The 19,520-nt window shown below is 74.2% G+C and carries 11 protein-coding genes; 1 reads left to right on the top strand and 10 read right to left on the bottom strand.

Annotation, left to right across the window (positions count from 1 at the left end; all coding sequences use genetic code 11):
* Positions 1 to 328: 328 nt before the first annotated feature.
* Positions 329 to 1,243 carry a LysR family transcriptional regulator gene (locus AC3CHW_RS25550; RefSeq protein WP_459248537.1) on the bottom strand — a complete coding sequence of 305 codons (915 nt, stop codon included), beginning with the start codon at positions 1,241 to 1,243 and terminating at the stop codon, positions 329 to 331.
* A gap of 579 nt (positions 1,244 to 1,822) precedes the next feature.
* Complete coding sequence (locus AC3CHW_RS25545) at positions 1,823 to 3,763, bottom strand: NAD-binding protein (protein WP_488471164.1); 1,941 nt, start codon at positions 3,761 to 3,763, stop codon at positions 1,823 to 1,825.
* Between the two features lie 653 nt (positions 3,764 to 4,416).
* Here AC3CHW_RS25545 and AC3CHW_RS25540 point away from each other — a divergent pair.
* Positions 4,417 to 4,863 carry a MaoC family dehydratase N-terminal domain-containing protein gene (locus tag AC3CHW_RS25540; RefSeq protein WP_176161461.1) on the top strand — a complete coding sequence of 149 codons (447 nt, stop codon included), beginning with the start codon at positions 4,417 to 4,419 and terminating at the stop codon, positions 4,861 to 4,863.
* Positions 4,864 to 5,026: 163 nt separating this feature from the next.
* Here AC3CHW_RS25540 and AC3CHW_RS25535 read toward each other — a convergent pair whose 3' ends face one another.
* The 8 genes from AC3CHW_RS25535 to AC3CHW_RS25500 all read right to left on the bottom strand — a co-directional run bounded on the left by AC3CHW_RS25535 (position 5,027) and on the right by AC3CHW_RS25500 (position 19,498).
* On the bottom strand, positions 5,027 to 6,283 hold the full coding sequence (locus AC3CHW_RS25535; protein ID WP_488468044.1) for an acyltransferase family protein: 1,257 nt from the start codon (positions 6,281 to 6,283) through the stop codon (positions 5,027 to 5,029).
* Between the two features lie 60 nt (positions 6,284 to 6,343).
* Entirely contained in the window at positions 6,344 to 7,774 is a 1,431-nt protein-coding gene (locus AC3CHW_RS25530; RefSeq protein ID WP_488468043.1) for a nitrosuccinate lyase, read from the bottom strand.
* 130 nt (positions 7,775 to 7,904) lie between these two features.
* Positions 7,905 to 9,884 (bottom strand): FAD/NAD(P)-binding protein, encoded by a 1,980-nt coding sequence (locus AC3CHW_RS25525; RefSeq protein ID WP_488468042.1) that lies wholly within the window; start codon positions 9,882 to 9,884, stop codon positions 7,905 to 7,907.
* Between the two features lie 159 nt (positions 9,885 to 10,043).
* Positions 10,044 to 12,293 (bottom strand): anthranilate synthase component I, encoded by a 2,250-nt coding sequence (locus AC3CHW_RS25520; RefSeq protein ID WP_488468041.1) that lies wholly within the window; start codon positions 12,291 to 12,293, stop codon positions 10,044 to 10,046.
* 56 nt (positions 12,294 to 12,349) lie between these two features.
* Entirely contained in the window at positions 12,350 to 14,011 is a 1,662-nt protein-coding gene (locus AC3CHW_RS25515) for an FAD-dependent monooxygenase (RefSeq protein WP_488468040.1), read from the bottom strand.
* A 5-nt stretch (positions 14,012 to 14,016) separates the two neighbouring features.
* Positions 14,017 to 15,903, bottom strand: a complete 1,887-nt coding sequence (locus tag AC3CHW_RS25510) for a class I adenylate-forming enzyme family protein (RefSeq protein WP_488468039.1) — start codon at positions 15,901 to 15,903, stop codon at positions 14,017 to 14,019.
* 298 nt (positions 15,904 to 16,201) lie between these two features.
* Positions 16,202 to 18,439: an MMPL family transporter gene (locus tag AC3CHW_RS25505; protein ID WP_488468038.1), complete on the bottom strand. Its 2,238-nt coding sequence runs from the start codon at positions 18,437 to 18,439 to the stop codon at positions 16,202 to 16,204.
* 72 nt (positions 18,440 to 18,511) lie between these two features.
* Positions 18,512 to 19,498, bottom strand: a complete 987-nt coding sequence (locus tag AC3CHW_RS25500; protein ID WP_488468037.1) for a transglutaminase domain-containing protein — start codon at positions 19,496 to 19,498, stop codon at positions 18,512 to 18,514.
* Positions 19,499 to 19,520: the final 22 nt, after the last annotated feature.

The raw sequence follows: 19,520 nt of genomic DNA, 5'->3' as shown, positions 1-19,520 counted from the left end.
GGGTATTTTGGGAGCCGTCCGCCGCGGGGCGTGGTCGGAGGTTCGACGGGCGTCTGCTGCCCAGTCCCGGGCCGCCATAACACCTGACGTTATGGGCTTTTGACATTGGCCGCACAGCGAGCGGCGCGGGATAGTGAAGCCACGGCCGGGTCGTTCGCACGCCGTTTGCTTCTGGGGAGCGGTGGCCCGGCCCCGTGCCGGTCGCCGGGTTCCGGGGCCGGTGCTGCCACCCCCCACGCAGGACTCCAGCGGCCGGCAGCCGTGGCTTCACACGCCTGTCGGCCGCTGGCCCAAGGGCGCCGGCGCGCGCTCGCGCACCCGCCCGCCCTCACTCCAGGTCCGCCGCGCGCCGTCGGCCGGCGAAGCCCTCCTCGGCAGCCGTGACCAGCGTGTGCTGGCAGTCGGCGAGCCGCCCGGGGTCCCGCCAGGCCAGCACGTGGCGCACCCGTATCGGATCGCCGGTCAGCCGCTTGGCGACCGTCCCCTCGCGCATCCGCACCCCGCCCTGCGCCAGGGCGATGGCGGCCCCCTGGATCACCAGGTCGAAGGCGGTCCCGGCGTCGACGATGTCGTGGTCGATACGGGGCGTGAACCCGGCCGCCATGCAGGTGGCGATGAACGCCGCGCGGTCGCCCCCGTCGCGTTCCAGGGGCGACATGGTCCAGCTCTCGTCGGCCAGGTCCGCCAGGTCCACCCGCTCCTTCTCGGCCAGTGGGTGGGCGTGCGGCAGCAGCACCAGCGCGGGCTCGATGCCGATCACCGCGTGCACGATGCCGGCCTGGGGCCTGGACTCGTAGCCGGGCACGTCGGTGATGGCGGCGACGTCGAGCTGGTCGCCCGCGAGGCGGTCCAACGCCCAGGAGGCGGAGGGGAACTGGTGCGAGACCACGGGCGCGTCGATCAGGCCCGACAGCTTGGTCGCCAGGTGCGAGAAGACCGGCCCGGGCGAGCCGCCGAGCCGTACCGTCACCGTCTCGGCCGCCGCGATGCGCTTGCTCTCCCGGATGCGGTCGGCGCTGGCGACGGCGTTGCGCGCGTGCGCGAGCACCTCGTCCCCGAAGCGCGTCGGCCGCACGCCCGTGGCCTCGCGGATGAACACGGGGCGCCCCAGTGCCGCCTCGATGCGCTTGAGCTGGGTGGAGACCGCGGGCTGGGAGAGCAGGAGGGTGGCAGCGGCCCTGGTCAGACTGCCGGTGTCCGCGATCGTCACCAGTGTCCGCAGGTGACGCAACTCCAGTTCCATAGGACCGGCAACCTATCGCTCATCCGCCCCACCGAGAAGGCGTCCCGCAGGCCATCCCGTCGCCCGGGGCCCTCGCGGGCGCCAGCGCCGTCGCGGACCACTCGCTTCCGCCCCGGCTCGGGTGGCCGCTCGGCGGCGCGAGGCGGTGGTTCCAGGCGGCGTGACGGGCGGACGGCCCCCGGAGAAGCGAGGCGGGGCACTGACCGGGGAAATCGCCCACCGGGCGCGTCACACATGGGACATCCGCCTTCTTTCACGGGGCGGTCGTCGCCCCTTTCCGCCGCCTTCCATCTGGCCGTCACACCGCCCGGACTCGCCCTTTCAACGCCCTTACGCAAGCACTGCGCCTCCCGCATTCCGTGCCACTAGGCGGCCGTTTCCTCCGGTGGCGTGAGGGCGTATGAGCGTGGGCTTTTTTCGTGATGGAGTCACCGCGATATGACGGTTACTTGCCGGGTTTCGCGTTTCTCGGACTCCGTGGGGCGGTAAGGCGGTGATAGCGCGGGCGGTGAGAAACGCGGACGACGTGCGGGCTGCCCGCGGTGCGAAAGGGCGGGGAAACGCGGCGGGTTCGGCGCGCTATCCGGTGCGGCGCGCTTGCGGGCGGCCGAGGAGTTCGGCCAGGCCGCGGCGGGTGGCGACCAGGACGACGCGGTCGGCGGCGCGCAGTTCGTAGGTCGGGTCCAGGTCCCACACCAGGCGGCGGGGGGCGTCGGCGCCGGCCTCGCCCTCGGGTGGCGGGGCCGCGCTGAGGTCGGCCGACCGGTCGCCGGGGGCCGAGCTGTCCAGCGCGAGCACCCGCCAGGCCCCGGCCCGGAACGCCTGCGCGACGGTGCGGCCCGCGAGCTGTGGGTGGCCCGCCACCTCGACGGCGGCCACCAGCAGCACCTTGCGCTCCACCGAGAAGGCGCCGAGCACCTGACGCCCCATCATGGCGCCGGCGAAGGCGGGCGCGGCCAGCGAGGAGACGCTGCGGCTGCGGGTGAGGGCCTGCGGGTGGGCGGCGCGCAGGGTGCGGTAGACCGCGGTGGCGAAGTCGTCGTCGTACAACCGCAGCGCCACGCGCACGCCGGGGTGGACCGAGCGGGCGTACAGCGCGGCCTCCAGGTTGGTGATGTCCACGCTGGTCAGGGCCAACAGCGCGTGGGCGCGGTGGATCTTGGCCGCCTCAAGCACGCCTTCCTGCGTGACGTCGCCGAGCACCACGGGCACCCGCAGGCGGCGGGCCAGCGCGATGCCCCGGGCCTCCGGGTCGTTCTCCACGCAGACCACCGGAATGTCCAGCTCCCGCAGCCTGGCCAGCACCCGCGTGCCGATCTTGCCGAGGCCGAGCAGCACGACGTGGCCCGAGAGACCACGCGGCGGGCGGCGGAGCGCGGAGGCGGTACGGAAGGTGCCGAACGCCTCCAGCGCGGCGGCGACCATGACCGGCAGCAGCAGCAACCCGATCAACCCCGTCAGCAGTTGCATCGCCTGGCGGCTGGTGCGCTCCCCCACCGCCGGGTCGCCCATGGCGAACAGGTCGAGCAGCGTCAGGTACGCGGCGTGCAGCGGGTGGTCGCCGGTGGTCAGCCAGGACGTCACGGCCAGCGCGAGCACCGCGGCGCTCACGCCCGCGATCGACCAGCGCAGTCGGGTGGGCAGCAGCGCGGTCAGCGGCGCCCACCGTCCGCCGACGCGGCGCGAGGAGCGGGCGGGGACGTCGTGCGAGACGGCCTCCAGGACCAGCCTGCGGCGGCCCGTGGCGGCCCGCACGGTGGCCTCGTCGGGCAACAGTCGCGGGCCCTCGTCGCCGCTGCTGTCGGAGCCGTCGGAGCCGGCCGGGTCGCCCTCGGTCGAGGAGAGCAGCGCGAGGACGCCGAGGCCGCGATCGGCGTCCGCTCCGCCGGACGCCGGGGCCCGCTCCACCACGCGCAGCATCAGCCCGTCCGCCTGGACGACCTTGCTGGTCCCGGCGATGGCGGTGGCCGCGAGCGCGGGGGCGGCGGTGTCCGCGTCGGAGAGCACGGTGGTGACCGCCTCCGGCGCGGCCCCCGCCCCGCCGGCGCTCCCCGGGTCGACGACGGCCGCCGCCTGGTCGAGGAGTTCCTCCAGGCGCTGGCCGAGCTTGCGGTTGTAGAGCCGGATCACCAGGTGCAGGTGGGGGCTGAGGCGGCGGGCGGCGAGTGCGGCCCGGATGTTGGCCTCGTCGTCGTCGTGGACCAGGGCGAGCGCGGCGGCCCGCCGCACGCCCGCCTCGATCAGCACGCTCTCGTCAAGTTCCGCCGCTTCCAGGGTCGTTGGCGCGTCGTCGGCGGGGCCGGTCGCGGGGTCGGCGCCGTTCCCGGTCGTGGTCGCGCGGGCCATGGCGGCGGTCACGCGCCCGAACAGCGCCGTGGCGCGCACGACGGCGCGCCCCCGCGCGCGCCGCCCCGTGGCCTCCCGCGCGGGCGGCACCACGAGCGTCACCCGCTCCCCGTAGACGCCGCGCAACTCGGCCGCGAGCCGGTGGGCCAGGGCGTCGTCGCCGGACACGATCATGTGCCCGGTCAGCGCCGCGGACGGATCAGCCTGGGTGGAGGGGGAGAGTGAGGACACACCTGTAGAGAGTCCCGTGCCGCGGCGGCAGTTCCCTCCGTCTCCGGTTCGAGGCCCGGGCGGGGACGGGGCCCCGGGCGCGGGGAGCGGGGTGGCCGGGCGTACGAGCCGAGGGTCGCGGGGGGCACGAGCCGAAGTCGCCGGGCGTGCGGGGTGGCGGCCGGGGGCGCGGGCCGGGAGGCGGGGGCCGGGTGCGGGGTGGATGGTTTCATGACGCAATTGGTCGGTCGGTGGCCGCCAATCGTCGCGGGGTGAATTCCGCTCGCCGGGTGGGCGGAGCGTCCTGTCGCCGCGTCAGTGTGGCTTCTTTCGCAGTCCCCTGGGCGTGGTTCCGTGGCACAATGCGGAGGGCTGCCGCCAAGGTCGCTTATCGGCCCGGGAATTGCCGGGAGGGACGGCGGCGACTGACCGCGCGAGGCGAAACGGGGGGCCTTGTTCCGCTCGGTTCGCGAGCGGCGCGCACGTACCACCGATCGCGCCCGGACCGTGGGCGCCGGGTAGCCGACGCTTTCGTTTCCGGCCGTCTACCGTGCCGCCAGTTCCGCCGCACTCACTATCCGCAAGATATCCGCAAGTTCATGTGCTAGGAGCACCGCATGCCTCTCGACACCTCTTACGTCGGACGGGTTTATCCGCCCACCGCTCCTTATGAGGTGGGCCGCGAGAAGATCCGCGAGTTCGCGACGGCCGTGGGTGACGCGAACCCCGTCTTCACCGATCCCCAGGCAGCGCGGGAGCACGGGCACGCCGATGTGATCGCCCCGCCGACGTTCATCTTCACCCTCGCCCAGCGGGCCACCGACCAGGTGGTGCACGACCCCGAACTCGGCCTGGACTACAGCCGCGTGGTCCACCGCGACCAGCGCTTCGAGTACAGCCGGCCCATCTACGCCGGCGACCGGCTGACGGTGGTCGTGCACGTGGACGGCATCAAGGCGCTGGCCGGCAACGACGTGGTGGACCTGCGCGGCGAGGTGGGCACCGACCAGGGCGAGCACGTGGTCACCGTCTACCTGACCCTGGTCTCGCGGGCCGCGGACTGAAGCCTCGCGGCACCGGGCGCGGGGGCGGCCCGCCGCGAGAGCGGGCCGCCCCGGGGCGCCGCCGTGACGGTCGGCGCCCCGACGCGCGGTCGGTCAGCCGGCGCCGACCGCCCCCGGCCGGAGGCCGACCGTCCCCGGCCGGGGTCGGCCGGCGACGACCGGTTCAGGTCTTGCTCGGCACCCGCTCGTCACTGTCGCCGCTCGACCGCCCGGTGCGGGCCCGCTCGGCGGAGTCCGGCGTGCCGGGGGCCATGCCCGCGTCCCGCGCGGCGCCGCCGCTGCCGGGGGCGGACCGCGTCGGCCGGGAGCCGCTGAGGTAGCGCATGCCGGGCTTCTCGACCACCTCGTAGAGCACGGCCGAGATCGCCAGGCTGACCAGCAGGAAGCCGATGATGACGAGGACGGCCTGGCCGGTTTCCCAGTTCTTGCCGCGGCCCAGCCAGTCGTGCCCGTACAGCAGGACCAGCAGGTGCACCAGGTAGAAGGCGAACGAGCGCTCGCCGAGCCAGACCATCGGCTTGCTGGCGAACCAACTGCCCCGGCCGCGGATGTCGGCGTCGGCGGCGGCCGGGATCAGCAGCGCGATCGGGATGATGGTGGCGGCCACCAGGCTGTAGAGGTACGGGACCTCCCGTGCGGCCAGGTAGTAGCCGACGCCGAACAGCGCGATCGGCACGATCAGCGGCAGCCGGAACCACCTGCCCTCGGCCACCACCCGGGCCAGCAGCATGCCGAGCACGAACTCCAGGGCGCGCACCGGCGGGAAGATGTAGACGAACCAGTACTGCTTGAGGCTCGCGGTGCCGTCGGGAAGCATCATCACCGGGTCCGCGGTGACCAGCTTGGCCACCAGCGGCACGCAGACGATCGCGGCGGTCACGACCACGGTGGCGGGCCACAGGTGCGAGGCGCGGATGCGGGAGACACCCATCCACAGCACGGGGAAGGCCAGGTAGAAGAAGAGTTCGCAGGCGAGCGACCAACTGACGGCGTTGCCGCTGAGGAACACGTCGTACTCGGGCCACCAGGAGTGGATCAGCAGCAGGTTGGTGATCGCCTCGTCGGCGTCGACCGTGCCCGCCGCGGCCAGCATCCCGTCGGTACGCGAGATCAGCCAGAAGGCCACCAGGGCGGTCACGAAGTGCCCGGGATAGACCTTGGCGATCCGGCGGCGCCAGAACCTGGGTGCGCGCTCGCCCTCGCGGCGCGACCAGGCGAGGACGAACCCGCTGAGCACGAAGAAGAACGAGACGCCGATCCAGCCGGCCTTGTTCACGACGTCGGCGTAGTCGCCCTGCACCTCGGCGTCGCGGAAGAAGCGCTCCCAGGCGACGTGGAAGGCGAAGACCATCAGCGCGGCGATGAAGCGCATGCCGGTCAGCGAGGGCAGGCGGGACGTGCGATGGTGCGTGGGGGTCATGGTGTGGTGCTCCCTAGAGGCCCGGCGCGTGGCCGGCTCGGTGTGTCGGTGGTGCCCCGCTCAGGCGCGTAGGGCCCGATCGGTGAGAGCCGACGCCGCCCCGGTGTAGCGGGCGGGGTCGAGCAGCCCGTTGATCTCCTCCTCGTCGAGGTGGGCGGTGACGTCGGGCAGTTCGGCCAGGACCGTGCCGAGCCCGCAGCCGCGCTCGGCGGCGGTGCGGGCCGCCGCGCCGAGCACGGCCTTGGCGCGCGCCTTGCCCAGGTGCGGGGTGAGCACGGCGGCGACGCGCTCGGAGACGATCTGCCCGTCGGTCAGGTCGAGGTTGGCGCGCATCCGCTCCGGGTGCGGCTCAAGGCCGGTCAGGAGTTCGGCCGCGGTGTGCGCGGCGCCGCCGGCCAGCCGCAGGCACTCGCGCAGCGGCTGCCACTCGGCGTGCCAGGCGCCGCCGGATCGTTCGTCCTCGGTGAGCATGCAGCCGTACAACCCGGCGGCCAACTGTGGCAGTTGCAGGGCGGCCGAGCGGATCAGGGTGGCCAGGACGGGGTTGCGCTTGTGGGGCATGGCCGAGGACGCGCCGCGCCCGGCCGGTCCCGGCTCGCTGACCTCGCCGACCTCGGTGCGGGCCAGCGACTGCACGTCCACGGCGATCTTGCCGAGCGCGCCGGCCAGGAACGAGGTGGCCGCCGCGACGTCGGCCAGCGGGGTGCGCAGCACGTGCCAGGGCAGCAGCGGTACAGCCAGGTCCAGTTCGTCGGCGTAGGCGGCGGTCAGGGCCTCGCCGTACGCGGCGGCCTCGGCCCGCCGCCGATCCCGGGCCGCCCCGTCCCCGGTGTCCCCGTGGCCCGCGTACTCCAGGTAGCCGGCCAGCGTGCCGGCGGCGCCGCCGAGTTCCACCGGCAGCGTGTCGGCCAGCGTCTGGAGGCGGTGGGTGGCCTGGCGGACCAGGTCGAGCCAGCCCGCCGCCTTGAGCCCGAAGGTGGTCGGCACCGCGTGCAGGGTGAGGGTGCGGCCGGCCATCGGGGTGTCCCGGTGGTCGCGGGCCAGCCGCTCCAGGGCGACCCGGCAGCGGTCCAGGTCGGCCAGGATCAGCCGCACGGCCCGCCGGGTGACCAGCATGGCCGCGGTGTCCAGCACGTCCTGGCTGGTGGAGCCGCGGTGGACGTAGTCGGCCGCCAGCGCGTCCCGGTCGGCCACGGCCGCGGTCAGCGCCTGGACGAAGCCGACGACCGGGTTGGCGGTCTCGCGGGCCGCGTGCGCGAGGGCCACCAGGTCGAGTTCGGCGTCGGCGCCGACGGCGGCGATGACCTCCGCCGCCTGGGCCGGGACCGTGCCCAGGCGGGCCTGGGCGCGGGCGAGGGCGACCTCCGCCTCGATCATGGCGCGCAGCCACGCCTGGTCGTCGACCTCCGCTTCGACGGGCGTGGCCGCTCTGACCGGGGACAGCAGTCCCGCGTCCAACGACCCGACGGGTTCACTGCGGTGGGCTGTCATCTCGTTACTCGCGTCCCTTCGTGGGCCTTCGTGGGTGGGTGGGGTTCGGTGGAGCGGGTGGGCCGAGTGGGCCGAGTGGGGCTGGGGTCGGTGGCCCAGAGTGGGGCTGGGGTCGGTGGTCCGGGAGTGGCTAGGCCGCGCTCTCGGTGCGGGCCGGTTCCGGGTCGGGGGCGGTCGCGGCGCCGCAGGCCAGGGCGGCCAGGGCGATGGCGTCGGAGTCGGTGAGGGTCACCGATCCCACGCCGGGCCTGATGCCGGCGGCGGTGACCCAGTGCACGGCCTCGGTGGGCACGCCGAAGGCGAAGCGGCGCGGGTGCGGGCGGTCGGCGGCGTCCAGGAGGTGGAACGGGCGGGCGGTGACGGCCAGGCCGTCGGTCTCGTACCAGCCGCCGTCCCGGGTGGCGACGCGGTGCGCGCGGCACTGCCCGCTGTCCCGGAGGTGGCGCAGCAGCGCGTCGCCGGTGCGGCGCAGCGTGATGTCGGGCAGCCGGGCCTCGATGAGGAACCGCGCGCGCACCGTCGAGTCCGGGACGTACGGGGACGTGGCGCGGTAGCCGTCCGCGCTCACATCCACCCGCAGGTCGGGGCCGATCACGCGCAGCACGCCGGCCTCGATGAGGGCCACCATCTCCTCGGTGCGCCGGGCGGGCGGGCCGATGGACAGGTAGGCGTTGAGCGGGGTGTACCAGCGGTCCAGGTGTTCACGGTGGCTGTCGCCGTGCAGCCCGCCGTGGTCCACCACGAGCCGGATCTCGTTGCGCAGGTCGCGCAGCACGTCGAGGGCGGCCTTGTGCGGGCCGCTGACGTTGCCCCGGCGGGCCTGGGCGAGGTCGGTGCGCAGGTGGTCCAGGAGCCAGCGCTCGAAGTCGCCCGGGCCGTCGAACTCCCGGCCACGGTAGGGGTGGGCGAGGCCGTCCCAGTCCCAGCGGTCGGCCCCGGTGATCCCGTACGCGTCGAGCACCTGGGACTCCTCGGCGCTGTTCCAGGGCCGGTCCAGGTACTCCTTGCGGAACCCCTCGATGTCGGCGGCCCGGTCGCGGCTGGCCAGCAGGGCGCTGTAGTAGACCGTCTCGGCTTCCTTGGCGACCAGCGGCCACACCTCGGCGCGGAAGTCCACGCCCGGGCTGTCCTCGGGCCTGCGGTGCAGCTCGGCGATCTTCTCGGGGGTGAGCAGCAGCGGCTCGTGCCGCCCGTGCGGGCCCTTCTCGTTCTCGCCGCGCGCCTGGTACGGGATGCCACGGCGGGAGCCGGCGTACAGACGCGGCTCGCGGCCGGAGGGCCGGTAGACCAGGCGGCCGGCCACGCCCTCGAAGACGCCGCCGCGGCCGGCGGTCAGCAGGGCCTGGTAGTCGAAGAAGTTCAGCCCGAGGCCGCGCAGCAGCACCGGCTCACCGGCGCCGATCGCGCTCAGGTCGACGTCGGCCGGGTTGGCCGGCGGCAGGTAGCCGAGTCCGTGGGCGCTGGCCTGCTCGGCGATCGCGCGCTCCCCCGCGCCGGCATCGGCGGGCAGGTGGCCCAGGGCGAGTACCACGGCGTCCAGCCCGTCCAGCACGGTGCCGTTGGACAGCGTCACCCGCTGGAGCGGCACCTCGTGCCCCGGCCGCGCCTCCGCGTCGTCCAGGGCGACGGCCCGGGCGGCGTGCGTGGTGAGGTGCACATGGGCCGGGGCGCCGGCGACGATCCGGTCGAAGACCCAGGTCAGGTACTGGCCGTAGAAGGCGCGGGTGGGGTACGAGTCGGGGCCCAGCTCGCGCGCCTCGGCGAGGGTGACGTCGCGGTAGGCCGGGTCGCCGCAGTCGGCCGCGCCGCCCGGGGCCAGCAGCGCCTGGGCCCACTGGTAGAGGCTCGGGCCCGGTTCGAGGGGGCCCTGGAGTTCGACGCTGTCGTCGGTGAACAGGGATATCTGTCCCGCGACGGTGTTCATGAGCAACTGCCGGGACTGGTCGACGCGCCAGACGCGGCCGGGCCCGGGCGGATGGGGGTCGACGAGGTGGATGTGGAGCCGGGTGTCGCGGCTGGTCCCGCGCGCGGCGGCGCACAGGCGCTCTAGCACGGAGAGGCCACGTGGCCCCGCGCCTACTACGCACACGGCTTGCTGCCTGGAGGTCATGCGCGTCCGTCCTGCCGGTAGAGGTGGCGATAGATGGTGGTGAGGTGACGGTGGAGGTGGTGCTGACTGTTGGGGGGAGCTGCCGGTGGGGCTTGCGGGTTCAGTGGGCCGGCGCTGAGGGCGGGCGGCGCGGGCGGGCGGGGCGGCCCGCGGGGCCGTTCACCGGCCGGCCCCGCGCGGCGCGCGGCGCATCAGGTGGGTCACGGCGTTGCCGATGACGGTCCGGCCGGTGTGCCCGGCGACGGTCAGGATCGACTCCGGGTGGAACTGCACGGCGGCGAAGCCGCGTTCGGGCATCTCCACGGCCATCGCGACCCGCCCCTCCTCCGTGGTCGCGGTGACCTTGAGCTGCTCGGGCAGCAGCTCGGGCACCGCGTACAGCGAGTGGTAGCGGCCCGCGTCGAAGGCCGGCGGCAGCCCGTCCAGGAGGAGCGAGTCGGTGGTGGTGCGCAGGACGCGCGAGCGCTTGCCGTGCACGGGCGCGGGCAGCGTGGCCAGGCGTCCGCCGAAGTACTCGACCAGGCCCTGGAGTCCCAGGCAGACCCCGAAGGCGGGGATGGCCAGGCGTTCGGCCTCGGCGATGGTGGCGGCGGTGGCGAAGTCGGACGGGGTGCCGGGGCCCGGCGAGAGCACCACCAGGTCGGGCCGCCGCTCCTCAAGCAGCCGCAGGTGTCCGCCGCTGCGGTAGGTGTCCACCTGGGCGCCGGTCTCGCGGAAGTACCCGGCCAGGCAGTGCACGAAGGAGTCGCGGTGGTCGACGATGAGCACGCTGCGCCCCTCGCCCGGCGCCTCGCGCACGTGCAGCCGGCCGGCGGCCGGCCGGTCGACGCTGTCCTCCAACACCTCAAGCAGCGTCCTGGCCTTGAGTTCGGTCTCCTGCTCCTCGTCCTCGGGCCGCGAGTCGTGCAGCAGCGTCGCGCCCACGCGCACGGTGGCCACGCCGTCGCGCAGCTCGATGGTGCGCAGCGTGAGCACCGTGTCCAGGCCGCCGTCGAAGCCGACCCGGCCGACGGCGCCGCCGTACCAGCGGCGCGGCGAGCGCTCGTGCCGCTCGATGAACTCGACGGCCGCCAGCTTGGGCGCGCCGGTCACGGTGACCGCCCACAGGTGGGCCATCAGCGCGTCCAACGCGTCGAGGCTCGGGCGCAGTTCGCCCTCGACGTGGTCGACGGTGTGGATGAGGCTGGAGTACATCTCGATGCGGCGCCGGGCGGTGACCCGTACGGTGCCCGGCACGCACACCCGGGACTTGTCGCCCCGGTCCACGTCGGTGCACATGGTCAGCTCGTTCTCGTCCTTGGCCGAGTTGAGCAGGGTACGGATGTGCTCCGCGTCCTCCAGGGCGTTGCCGCCGCGCCGGATGGTGCCGCTGATCGGCGACGACTCGACCAGGGTGCGCGTCCCGTCGGCGCCGGCGTCGCGGCGGACCCGGACGAACATCTCCGGCGAGGCGCCGACCAGGAACTCCCCGTCGGCGAGGTTCATCAGCAGGCTGCGCGGGGCCGGGTTGTGGTGCCGCAGCCGGCGGAAGAGCTGGGCCGGGCCGCCGCTGACCGCGCGCCGGAAGACCTGCCCGGGCACGGCCTCGAACAGGGCCCCGGAGCGGAACAGCGGCATGGCCGCGTCCACCACCCGGGCGTACTCGCCGGGCTCCAGGTCCCGCTCCCTGGCCGGCCGCCGGCCGGGCGTGAACGGGCAGGCGGGGGTGGTGCGCTCCAGCCCCTCGGTGCTGCCGGCCGGCACCCGGAACTCGTAGGCGTGCCGCAGCGCCTCGTCGCTGTGCAGGTCGAGTTCGTACAGCGCGTCCGGCAGGTGCAGCACCATGTCGCGGTCGCCTGGCGTACGCCGCTGGTGCTGCTCCATCGGGTCCACCTGGAAGATCAGGTCGTAGCCGAACGCGCCGTACAGGCCGAGCAGCGGGTCGGGCCCGGCCATGCCCTCGACCAGGGCGCGGACGGCGGCGAAGACGCCGACCTGGCGGGTGCGGTCCTCCTCGGCGAACAGCCCGGCCGGCGGCGCGCCCTGCACCCGCACGCTGTCCCCGCCGCGGGCGGTGCCGTCGGCCGCTGTGACGCCGCTGATCCCGGTGAGCGAGGGCACCCCGTCCAGGAGCGCGCCGAGCACCGGGAGCAGCAGAGCGCCGCGGTCGTTCAGGGCGCGGAAGGTGACCTGGGCACCGGACGCGGTGACCTCGACGGGCGGGTCGAGGTAGCCGATCGCCCGGTCACCGTCCCGGAACTGGAGCAGCCCGCGGCGTTCGCACAGCGCGTCCTCCAGGACGCCGCGCAGGGCCGTGGCGCTGCCGACGTGCTCGGTGGTGCGCACCACCCGCACGCCGGCCGGCGTGGTCCACCGCGTGGTCTCCGCCGCCCGGGTGGCGGGCGGTTCGGCGGCTTCCAGCAGGGTCATCTCCCGGCTCCTTTCAAGCCCGGGTGCCGCGCGGGCACCCCGTGTCGATCACCGGGTCACGCGGTGGTGGTCCAGAGGAGGTCCGCGCGGGCGGACTGCACGTGGGTCCAGCCCTGGCTGAGTTCGGCCGGCGGGCAGACGTAGGCGGTGCGGGCGCCGGTGACGGCGCGGACGCGTTCGCTCAGCGCCATCTGGGCGGCCCGGTTGTCGGCCGCGTCGCTCTCGCCCGGGGCCACCGCCACCACGTCCACGGTCTCGGCCCGCACCAGTGCGGCCACCCGCGCCACGGCCGTGGCCACCGGCTCCTCGGCGGGCGCGGTGGCGCGCACCAGCACGCCGACCCGGGCGCCGGGCGCCGCCGCGCGCGCCTGCCGCAGGCGGTCCGTCGCGCCGCTCAGGAACGCCTCCAACGGGCCGCTCACCGGATCGACTTCGACGACCACGGTGTCCGCGTCCCGCGTCGGCGCGAGGGGTTCGTCCGCCGCCCCCACGAGCACCGCGTCGCCGGGTGCGGCCGGCTCGCCCGCGCTGACCAGGGCGGGCACCGGCTCGGTGGGCTTGGGGGTCCACGCGTGACCACAGCGCTCGGCGAGCCCCTTGTCGAGGCGCAGCAGCAGGTCGGCCGGGGACTGTCCGCTGCGGCTGAGCAGGCGCAGCATCAGCGTGCCGACGTCCAGGTCGGCGTGGTCCTCCTGGTGCTCCCACATCCGGCGGCTGGCCCAGGCCGCCCGCTGGATGCCCGCCACGATCGGCCGGCGCGCCTTCTCGTACGCGACCAGGGCCTCCTCCAGCGCGTCGGGGCCGCTCGCGGCGGCGTCGTGCAGGCGGCGGGCGAGTTCGGTGGCGTCCTCCAGGGCCATGGTGGTGCCGGAGCCGACCGAGAAGTGCGCGGTGTGCACGGCGTCGCCGATGCCGACGAGGCGGCCGTGGGACCAGCGGTCGGCGTCGATGTGCGAGAACGTCAGCCAGCGCGATCCGTTGCCGATCAGCCGCGCGCCCTCCAGGTCGGCGGCGAAGACCTTGGCGCAGTACTCCATGGCCTGCTCGTCGTTCCACCCCGGTGGCTGGGTGTGTCCGTCGACGAACCCGCCGGCCCGGAAGGTCTCCGCGCTGATCTCCACCAGGAAGGTGGACTTGTCCCGGGTGTACGGGTAGACGTGCGCGCCGACCGGGCCGTGCCCGCCGTCGGCGAACAGGAAGGTCATCGCGTCGAAGGCGCGTTCCACGCCGAACCACGCGTACCGGCTCTCGCCGGTGACCTGGCGGGCGCCCCACTCCGTGGCCTGGGCCGCGCGGGTGCGGCTGCCGGCGCCGTCGGCGGCGACCACCACGTCGTAGCGGTCAAGGAGGTCGGTGGCGTCGGCCTCGGTGCGGTAGTGCAGTCGGGCGCCGGACTCGCGGGCCAGCTTCTGCAGGCTCAGCAGCAGCGCGCGCCGCTCGACGGCGGCGAAGCCGTGGCCGGAGGAGCGCACGGCGTGGCCGTCGCGGCGCACCTCCACGTCCTCCCAGCGGGCGCCCTGGTCGAGGAGGGCGGCGACCACGTCGGGCGCGGCCTGCCGCAGCCGGGCCAGGCTCAGCCGGGAGAAGACCACGCCGAAGCCGAAGGTGGCGTCGGCCGGGCTGCGCTCGAAGACGTCCACCTCGTGGTCGCCGAGCCGGCGCAGCAACAGGGCGAGCATCAACCCGCCGGGACCGGCGCCCACGCACGCAACTCGCATCGTCCTCATACCCCCTTGGCCGGGGTGGCGGGCGGAAGGTCCGCCTCGCCACTCCCGCTGGTGTCCTGTGCGGCGCCGTCGGTCGGCGCCTGTGTGCTGGTCGAAGCGGCGTCGGCACCGCTCGGTCGGACGCCCGGCCCGCCCTCGTCCGGGCCGGTGGTCGGCTCGCCGCCCGGCGCCGGGCCGGCCGCCTGGACGCCGGTGGCCTCGGCGCTCGTGGCCTCGGCGCCCGTGGCCTGGACGCCCGTGGCCTGGACGTCGGTGGTCGGCGTGTCGGTTGCTCCGGGGTCGGTGCTCGGCGCGCCGGTGGGTCGGGCCCCGGTGGTCGCGGACCGTGCCCCGGTGGTCTGGTCGGGCGCGCCGTGGGTGCCGGTGGCCGGCTGGCCGAGTCCGGCGCGCAGCACTCGGCGCAGCACCTTGCCCGCGGTGCTGCGGGGCACCTCGGGGACGAACACGACGCGCGCCGGGCGCTTGTAGCCGGCCAGTTCGGCGACGCAGGCGGCGAGCAGGGCGGACGCCCGCGGCGCCGGCTCGGCCGCGGCGACGAACGCGACGGGCACCTCGCCCCACTGCGCGCACGGCTCGCCCACCACGGCCACGTCCGCCACCCCGGGCTGGGCCGCGAGCACCCGCTCGACCTCGGCCGGGTAGACGTGTCGGCCGCCCCGGTCGATGACGTCGCGGAGCCGGTCGACGAGGTAGAGGTAGCCGTCCGGGTCGGCGTACGCGGCGTCGCCGGTGCGCAGCCAGCCGTCGCGCAGCACCTCGGCCGTCGCGGCCTCGTCGCCCCAGTAGCCGAGCATCCGCCCGTCGCCCCGCACGCACAGTTCGCCGATCTCGCCGGGCGGCACCCGGTGGCCCGCGCGGTCGTGGATCTCGATGTGGCAGCCGGGCAGCATCCGCCCCGCCGAGCGCAGCCGCAGTTCGGCGGTGGCGTCGGCGATGCCGGCGGCACCACCCGTCACCTGGGCGCGGTCGAAGAGCATGGCGGCGATGGGCCCGCCGCCCTCGGTGATGCCGTAGACGTTGCGCAGCGGGCACGGGAAGCGCTCAAGCGCCTCCCGCAACACCTCGTCGGGGATCGGCGCGCCGCCGCACATCACCTCGGTGAGGGTGGTCAGCTCCGTCGCGTCGAAGGCCGCCTCGCGCAGCACGGCGCGGACCATGGCGGGCACCAGGAAGGCGCGGGTGGCGCGGTGCCGGGCCACGTCGGCCAGGAACCGCTCCGGGGTGAACTCGGGCTCCAGGACGAGGGTGCCGCCGGCGGCGAGCAGGGCGAGGCCGATGACCATGCTGCCGTGGAACAGCGGGCACGGGTTGACCATGACGTCGCCCGGGCCGAAGCCCAGCTCGGCGGCCATGCCGGTGTAACAGGCGGACAGGGAGCGGTGGGTGACCGTCACGCCCTTGGCCCGGCCCGTGGTGGCCGAGGTGTGCAGGATGGCGTGGATGTCGTCCTGCCGGGGCAGCGGCAGCGTCCGCACGGGCCCGGTGGCCATCGCCTCGTACGCGGGCGAGCCGAGCGTCACCCGCCAGCCGTCGCCGAGTACGTCGCCGTGCCGGTCGAGCACGGACCGGTCGGCGAAGACGCCCACCGGCTCGACGGTGTCGATGACGTACGCGACCTCGGGCCCGGGGAAGGTGTGGTTGACGGGGCAGACGATGACGCCCGCCTTGGCCGCGGCGACGTACAGCTCAAGGACCTCGGCGCGGTTCGGCGAGCTGACCGCGATCCGCTCGCCGCGCCGTACGCCCCGGTCGAGCAGCGCGCTGGCCAGCGCGTCGGTGCGGGCGTCCAGCTCGCGCCAGGTCAGCTCGCGCGCGCCGGCGACCACCGCCAGCGCGTCGGGGCGCCGCTGGCGGTGGCGGCGGACGAGGTGGGCCACCCACATCAGCGGGCCTCCCGGCCGGCGGAGCTGGGCGTGACGTGGGCGGCGCGGTCGAGCGGTCGCGGCAGGTGGCTGGACTCCGGCAGCGGTCGGTGACCCGGTGTGAGCTGGTCGGTCACGGCTTCGGCTTCCCCTCGTGGTGTGCGGGTGGTGCGGGTGGTGCGGGTGGTGCGGGCGCCGGATACGCGGCGTCGGCGTCGGGGCGGCGGGTGCTGTCGTACGCCGACGCCGACGCGGGCGGCGGGGCCGTGGGCCGTGGCGTGGGCCCCGCCGCCGCTGGGGTGCGCGTGGGCGCCGTGGTCTAGCCGCCGACCTCCGAGTCCTTGCGCGCCGGGGCCGGGGCGGCAGCGGGGGCGCTCTCGCCGCCCTCTTTGAGCCCGAAGCGCTGGTGGAGGCTGGCCAGCGGGCCGGGGGCCCACCAGTTCCACTTGCCGGCCAGCCGCATGAAGGCCGGCACGAGCACACCCCGCACCAGGGTCGCGTCCATGATCACGGCCAGTGCCATGCCGAGGCCCAGGATCTTCATGTACGTGATGCCGGAGACGACGAAGGACAGGAAGACCGTGGCCACGAGCACGGCGGCGGCGGTGACGATGCCGCCGGTGCGTTCCAGGCCGAGCGCGACGGAGCGGGTGTTGTCGCCGGTCAGGTCGTACTCCTCCTTGATCCGGGAGAGGAGGAAGACCTCGTAGTCCATGGAGAGGCCGAACGCCACGCAGAACATCATGATCGGCGTGGTGGCCACGATGCCACCGGTGACCGTGAAGTCGCCCACCAGCCACTGCAGGTGCCCGTCCTGGAAGATCCAGACCATGGCGCCGAAGGTTGCCGTCAGGCTCAGCAGGTTGAGCACCAGCGCCTTGACGGGCACCAGGACGCTGCCGGTGAGCAGGAAGAGCAGGACGAAGGTGGAGATGGCGATCAGCGCGATGCTGTACGGCAGTCGGTCGCCGAGCGAGTCCATGGTGTCGCGGAACGCCGGTCCGGTGCCGCCCACCTTGACGTCGAAGGGGGCGTTGGTGGCGCGGACGTCGCGCACCACGTCCTGGCCCTCGTCGCTGTAGGAGCCGACGCTGGGCACCACCGACAGCCAGGTGCCGTCCTCGCCCGCGTACCGGGCCGACTCCTTGTTGGCCCGGCCGACCTGGCGGCCCTCGGCGTACGAGCCGGTCAGCGCGTCCACCCGGGCGACGTTGTCGAGTTGGGAGAGCGCGCTGGCGTAGTCGCCGATCTCGGCCGTCCTGGCGCTGGGGTCGCCGAGGCCCTCGGCGACGACCATGACCGGTTCCATCTCGCGGGCCGTGTAGTCCTGCGAGAGCGTGGTGTTGACCCGGTGCGCCTCGGCGTCCTTGGGCAGCGCGCGCTCGTCGGCGAGGTTGAAGCTGATGCCGAGGAACGGGCCGCCGAGCACCAGGAGGACGACGATGACGCCGGAGGCGAACGGGACCGGGCGGCGCATCACCCTGGTGGCGACCTTGTGCCAGAAGCCGTCCTCGACCGACCTGGTCCGCTGCTTGGTCCACGACCACTTGTTGATGCGCGGCCCGATGACGGCCAGCAGCGCCGGCAGCATCACCAGGGTGGAGAGCGCGGCGAAGGCCACGACGGCGATGCCGGAGTAGGCGAAGGACCGCAGGAAGTACATGGGGAACAGCAGCAGGGCGGAAAGCGACAGAATGACGGTGATGGCCGAGTAAAGCACCGTACGGCCGGCGGTCTTGACGCTCGTGGCGACCGCTTCCTCGACCGTCGCGCCCTTTCCGAGTTCTTCGCGGTATCGGCTGACGACAAAGAGGCTGTAGTCGATGCCGAGTCCGAGTCCGAGCCCCGTCGTCATATTCATCGCGAACACCGAGACGTCGGTGAACGAGACGAGGATCTGCAACACCAGCATGGCGCCGATGATGGAGACGATTCCGAGGGCGAGCGGCAACAGGGCGGCGATGACGCCGCGGAAGACCAGAATCAGCAGAATCAGGGTGATGGGCAGCGCGATGGTTTCCGCGAGGAGCAGGTCGTCCTGCGTCTGGACGTTCAGCTCGCGGTACGCCTCGGCCCGGCCGCCGAAGAGGACGTCGAGCCCCTCGAAGCCGTCCTCGTAGTGCGGGAGCAGCTGCTCCAGGTTGTCCTCCACCTCGTCCTCGTCGCCCTCCAGGTGGGCCAGGACGAGCGCGGAGTCGGACTTCTCACTGCGCAGCGAGGGGTCCTTGCCCAGCGTCCAGTAGGAGCCGGCCGACTGGACGCCGGGCTCGTCGCCGAGCTTCCTGGTCAGCTCGGCTCCCTTGCGCGCGGTCTGCGCCTGGTCCGCGCCCTGTGGGGTCTTCACCAGCAGCACCAGGTTGGGCTCGCCGGTGCCGAAGCGGTCGGTCAGCGCCTTGCTCGCCTTGGTCGATTCCGCGTCCGGCACCTCGTACCCGCCCGACGACAGCTTGCTCGAAACGCTGCCGCCGAGCCCTCCGGCGACCACGCAGAAAAGCAGGCACAGGATGAGCACCAGCTTTCTGCGTCCGGTCGCCAGCGCTGCCAGCTTGTTGAACATCAGATCCTCCAGTGTGGAGCTTTCGGAACCGGCCGATTCGGTTCCGACGAGGGCGTGTCGGAGATGATCAGATCAGTCGGCCAGTGGCAGCGGGCGGCAATCGACGAGAATTCGCTCGCCATTGGCAGAGACGTGATCGGCCAGTGGCTCTTCGGCCGTTCGGTCCCAGGCGAGTACGCGATTGTGAATGGAACCGCGGCAGAAGTCGGCGAACTCCGGGGCGGTATTGCGTTGGCGTCCGCCGAGATAGGCGAGCACCGGGTCGAGCACCAGCCAGCGCCCCTCCTCGTACACCTCGGTCCAGGCGTGCTCGACGCCGATGAGGCCGAGCAGGAACCCCTTGCGGGTGCGGGCGCGCAGGCCGGCCTCCTCGGCGCGCTCGCGCATCAGCCAGGCGGAGACCACGCAGTCGGCCATCCGGTGGGCGAGCGCGGTGCGCGGTTCGGCGCGCAGCGTGCCGGGGATCCAGCCGTACTGGTAGACGCCGGTGGCCAGTTCGTCCAGGAGCTGGTCGTGGATGTCGCGCACGGCGTCGGTGCGCGGGCTGTCCACCAGGCCCCGGGTGGTCAGGCGGGCCTCGGCGGTGCCGGGGCCGTCGACGTCCGCCTGCCACGCCAGGAGTTCGCCGCCGAGCACCTTGGGCGCCGGCGGCAGCGGGGCGACCACGGTCTCGGGCGAGCCCTCGACGGAGGCGGCGAGCCGCACGCGCCAGGTGCGGGCCGTCGTCCAGCTCTCCGGCCTGCCCGTGGCCAGTCGCATGCAGGAGCGCTCGCCGAGTTCGGCCACCGACTTGCCGGTGCCGGACTGCAGGCCCAGGTTCATCACGTCGTGGTAGTCGAACCGCAGGCCCTGCGGCGTCTCCTCGGCCGGGAAGCCGGCCGCCACCAGCAGCTCCACCAGCTCGCTGGCGCAGCCGAGTTGGTGGGCCGCCTCGTCCACGCCCAGCCTGGCGTCCCGGTGCCCGGCGGGCACCGGGATCATCCTCTCCACGCCGCGCTTCATGGCCTCAAGCCGCGAGGCCGGCGGGTCGCCCGCCACGTTCCGGTGATCGGTCGTCATCTTCCGGGCTCCTTGTCGCCGT

The sequence above is a fragment of the Streptomyces sp. MGP-BFMKR1 genome, from assembly GCF_057766585.1.
The sequence above is the reverse complement of the archived record's forward strand: the minus strand, read 5'-3'. Positions and strand labels throughout refer to the sequence as shown.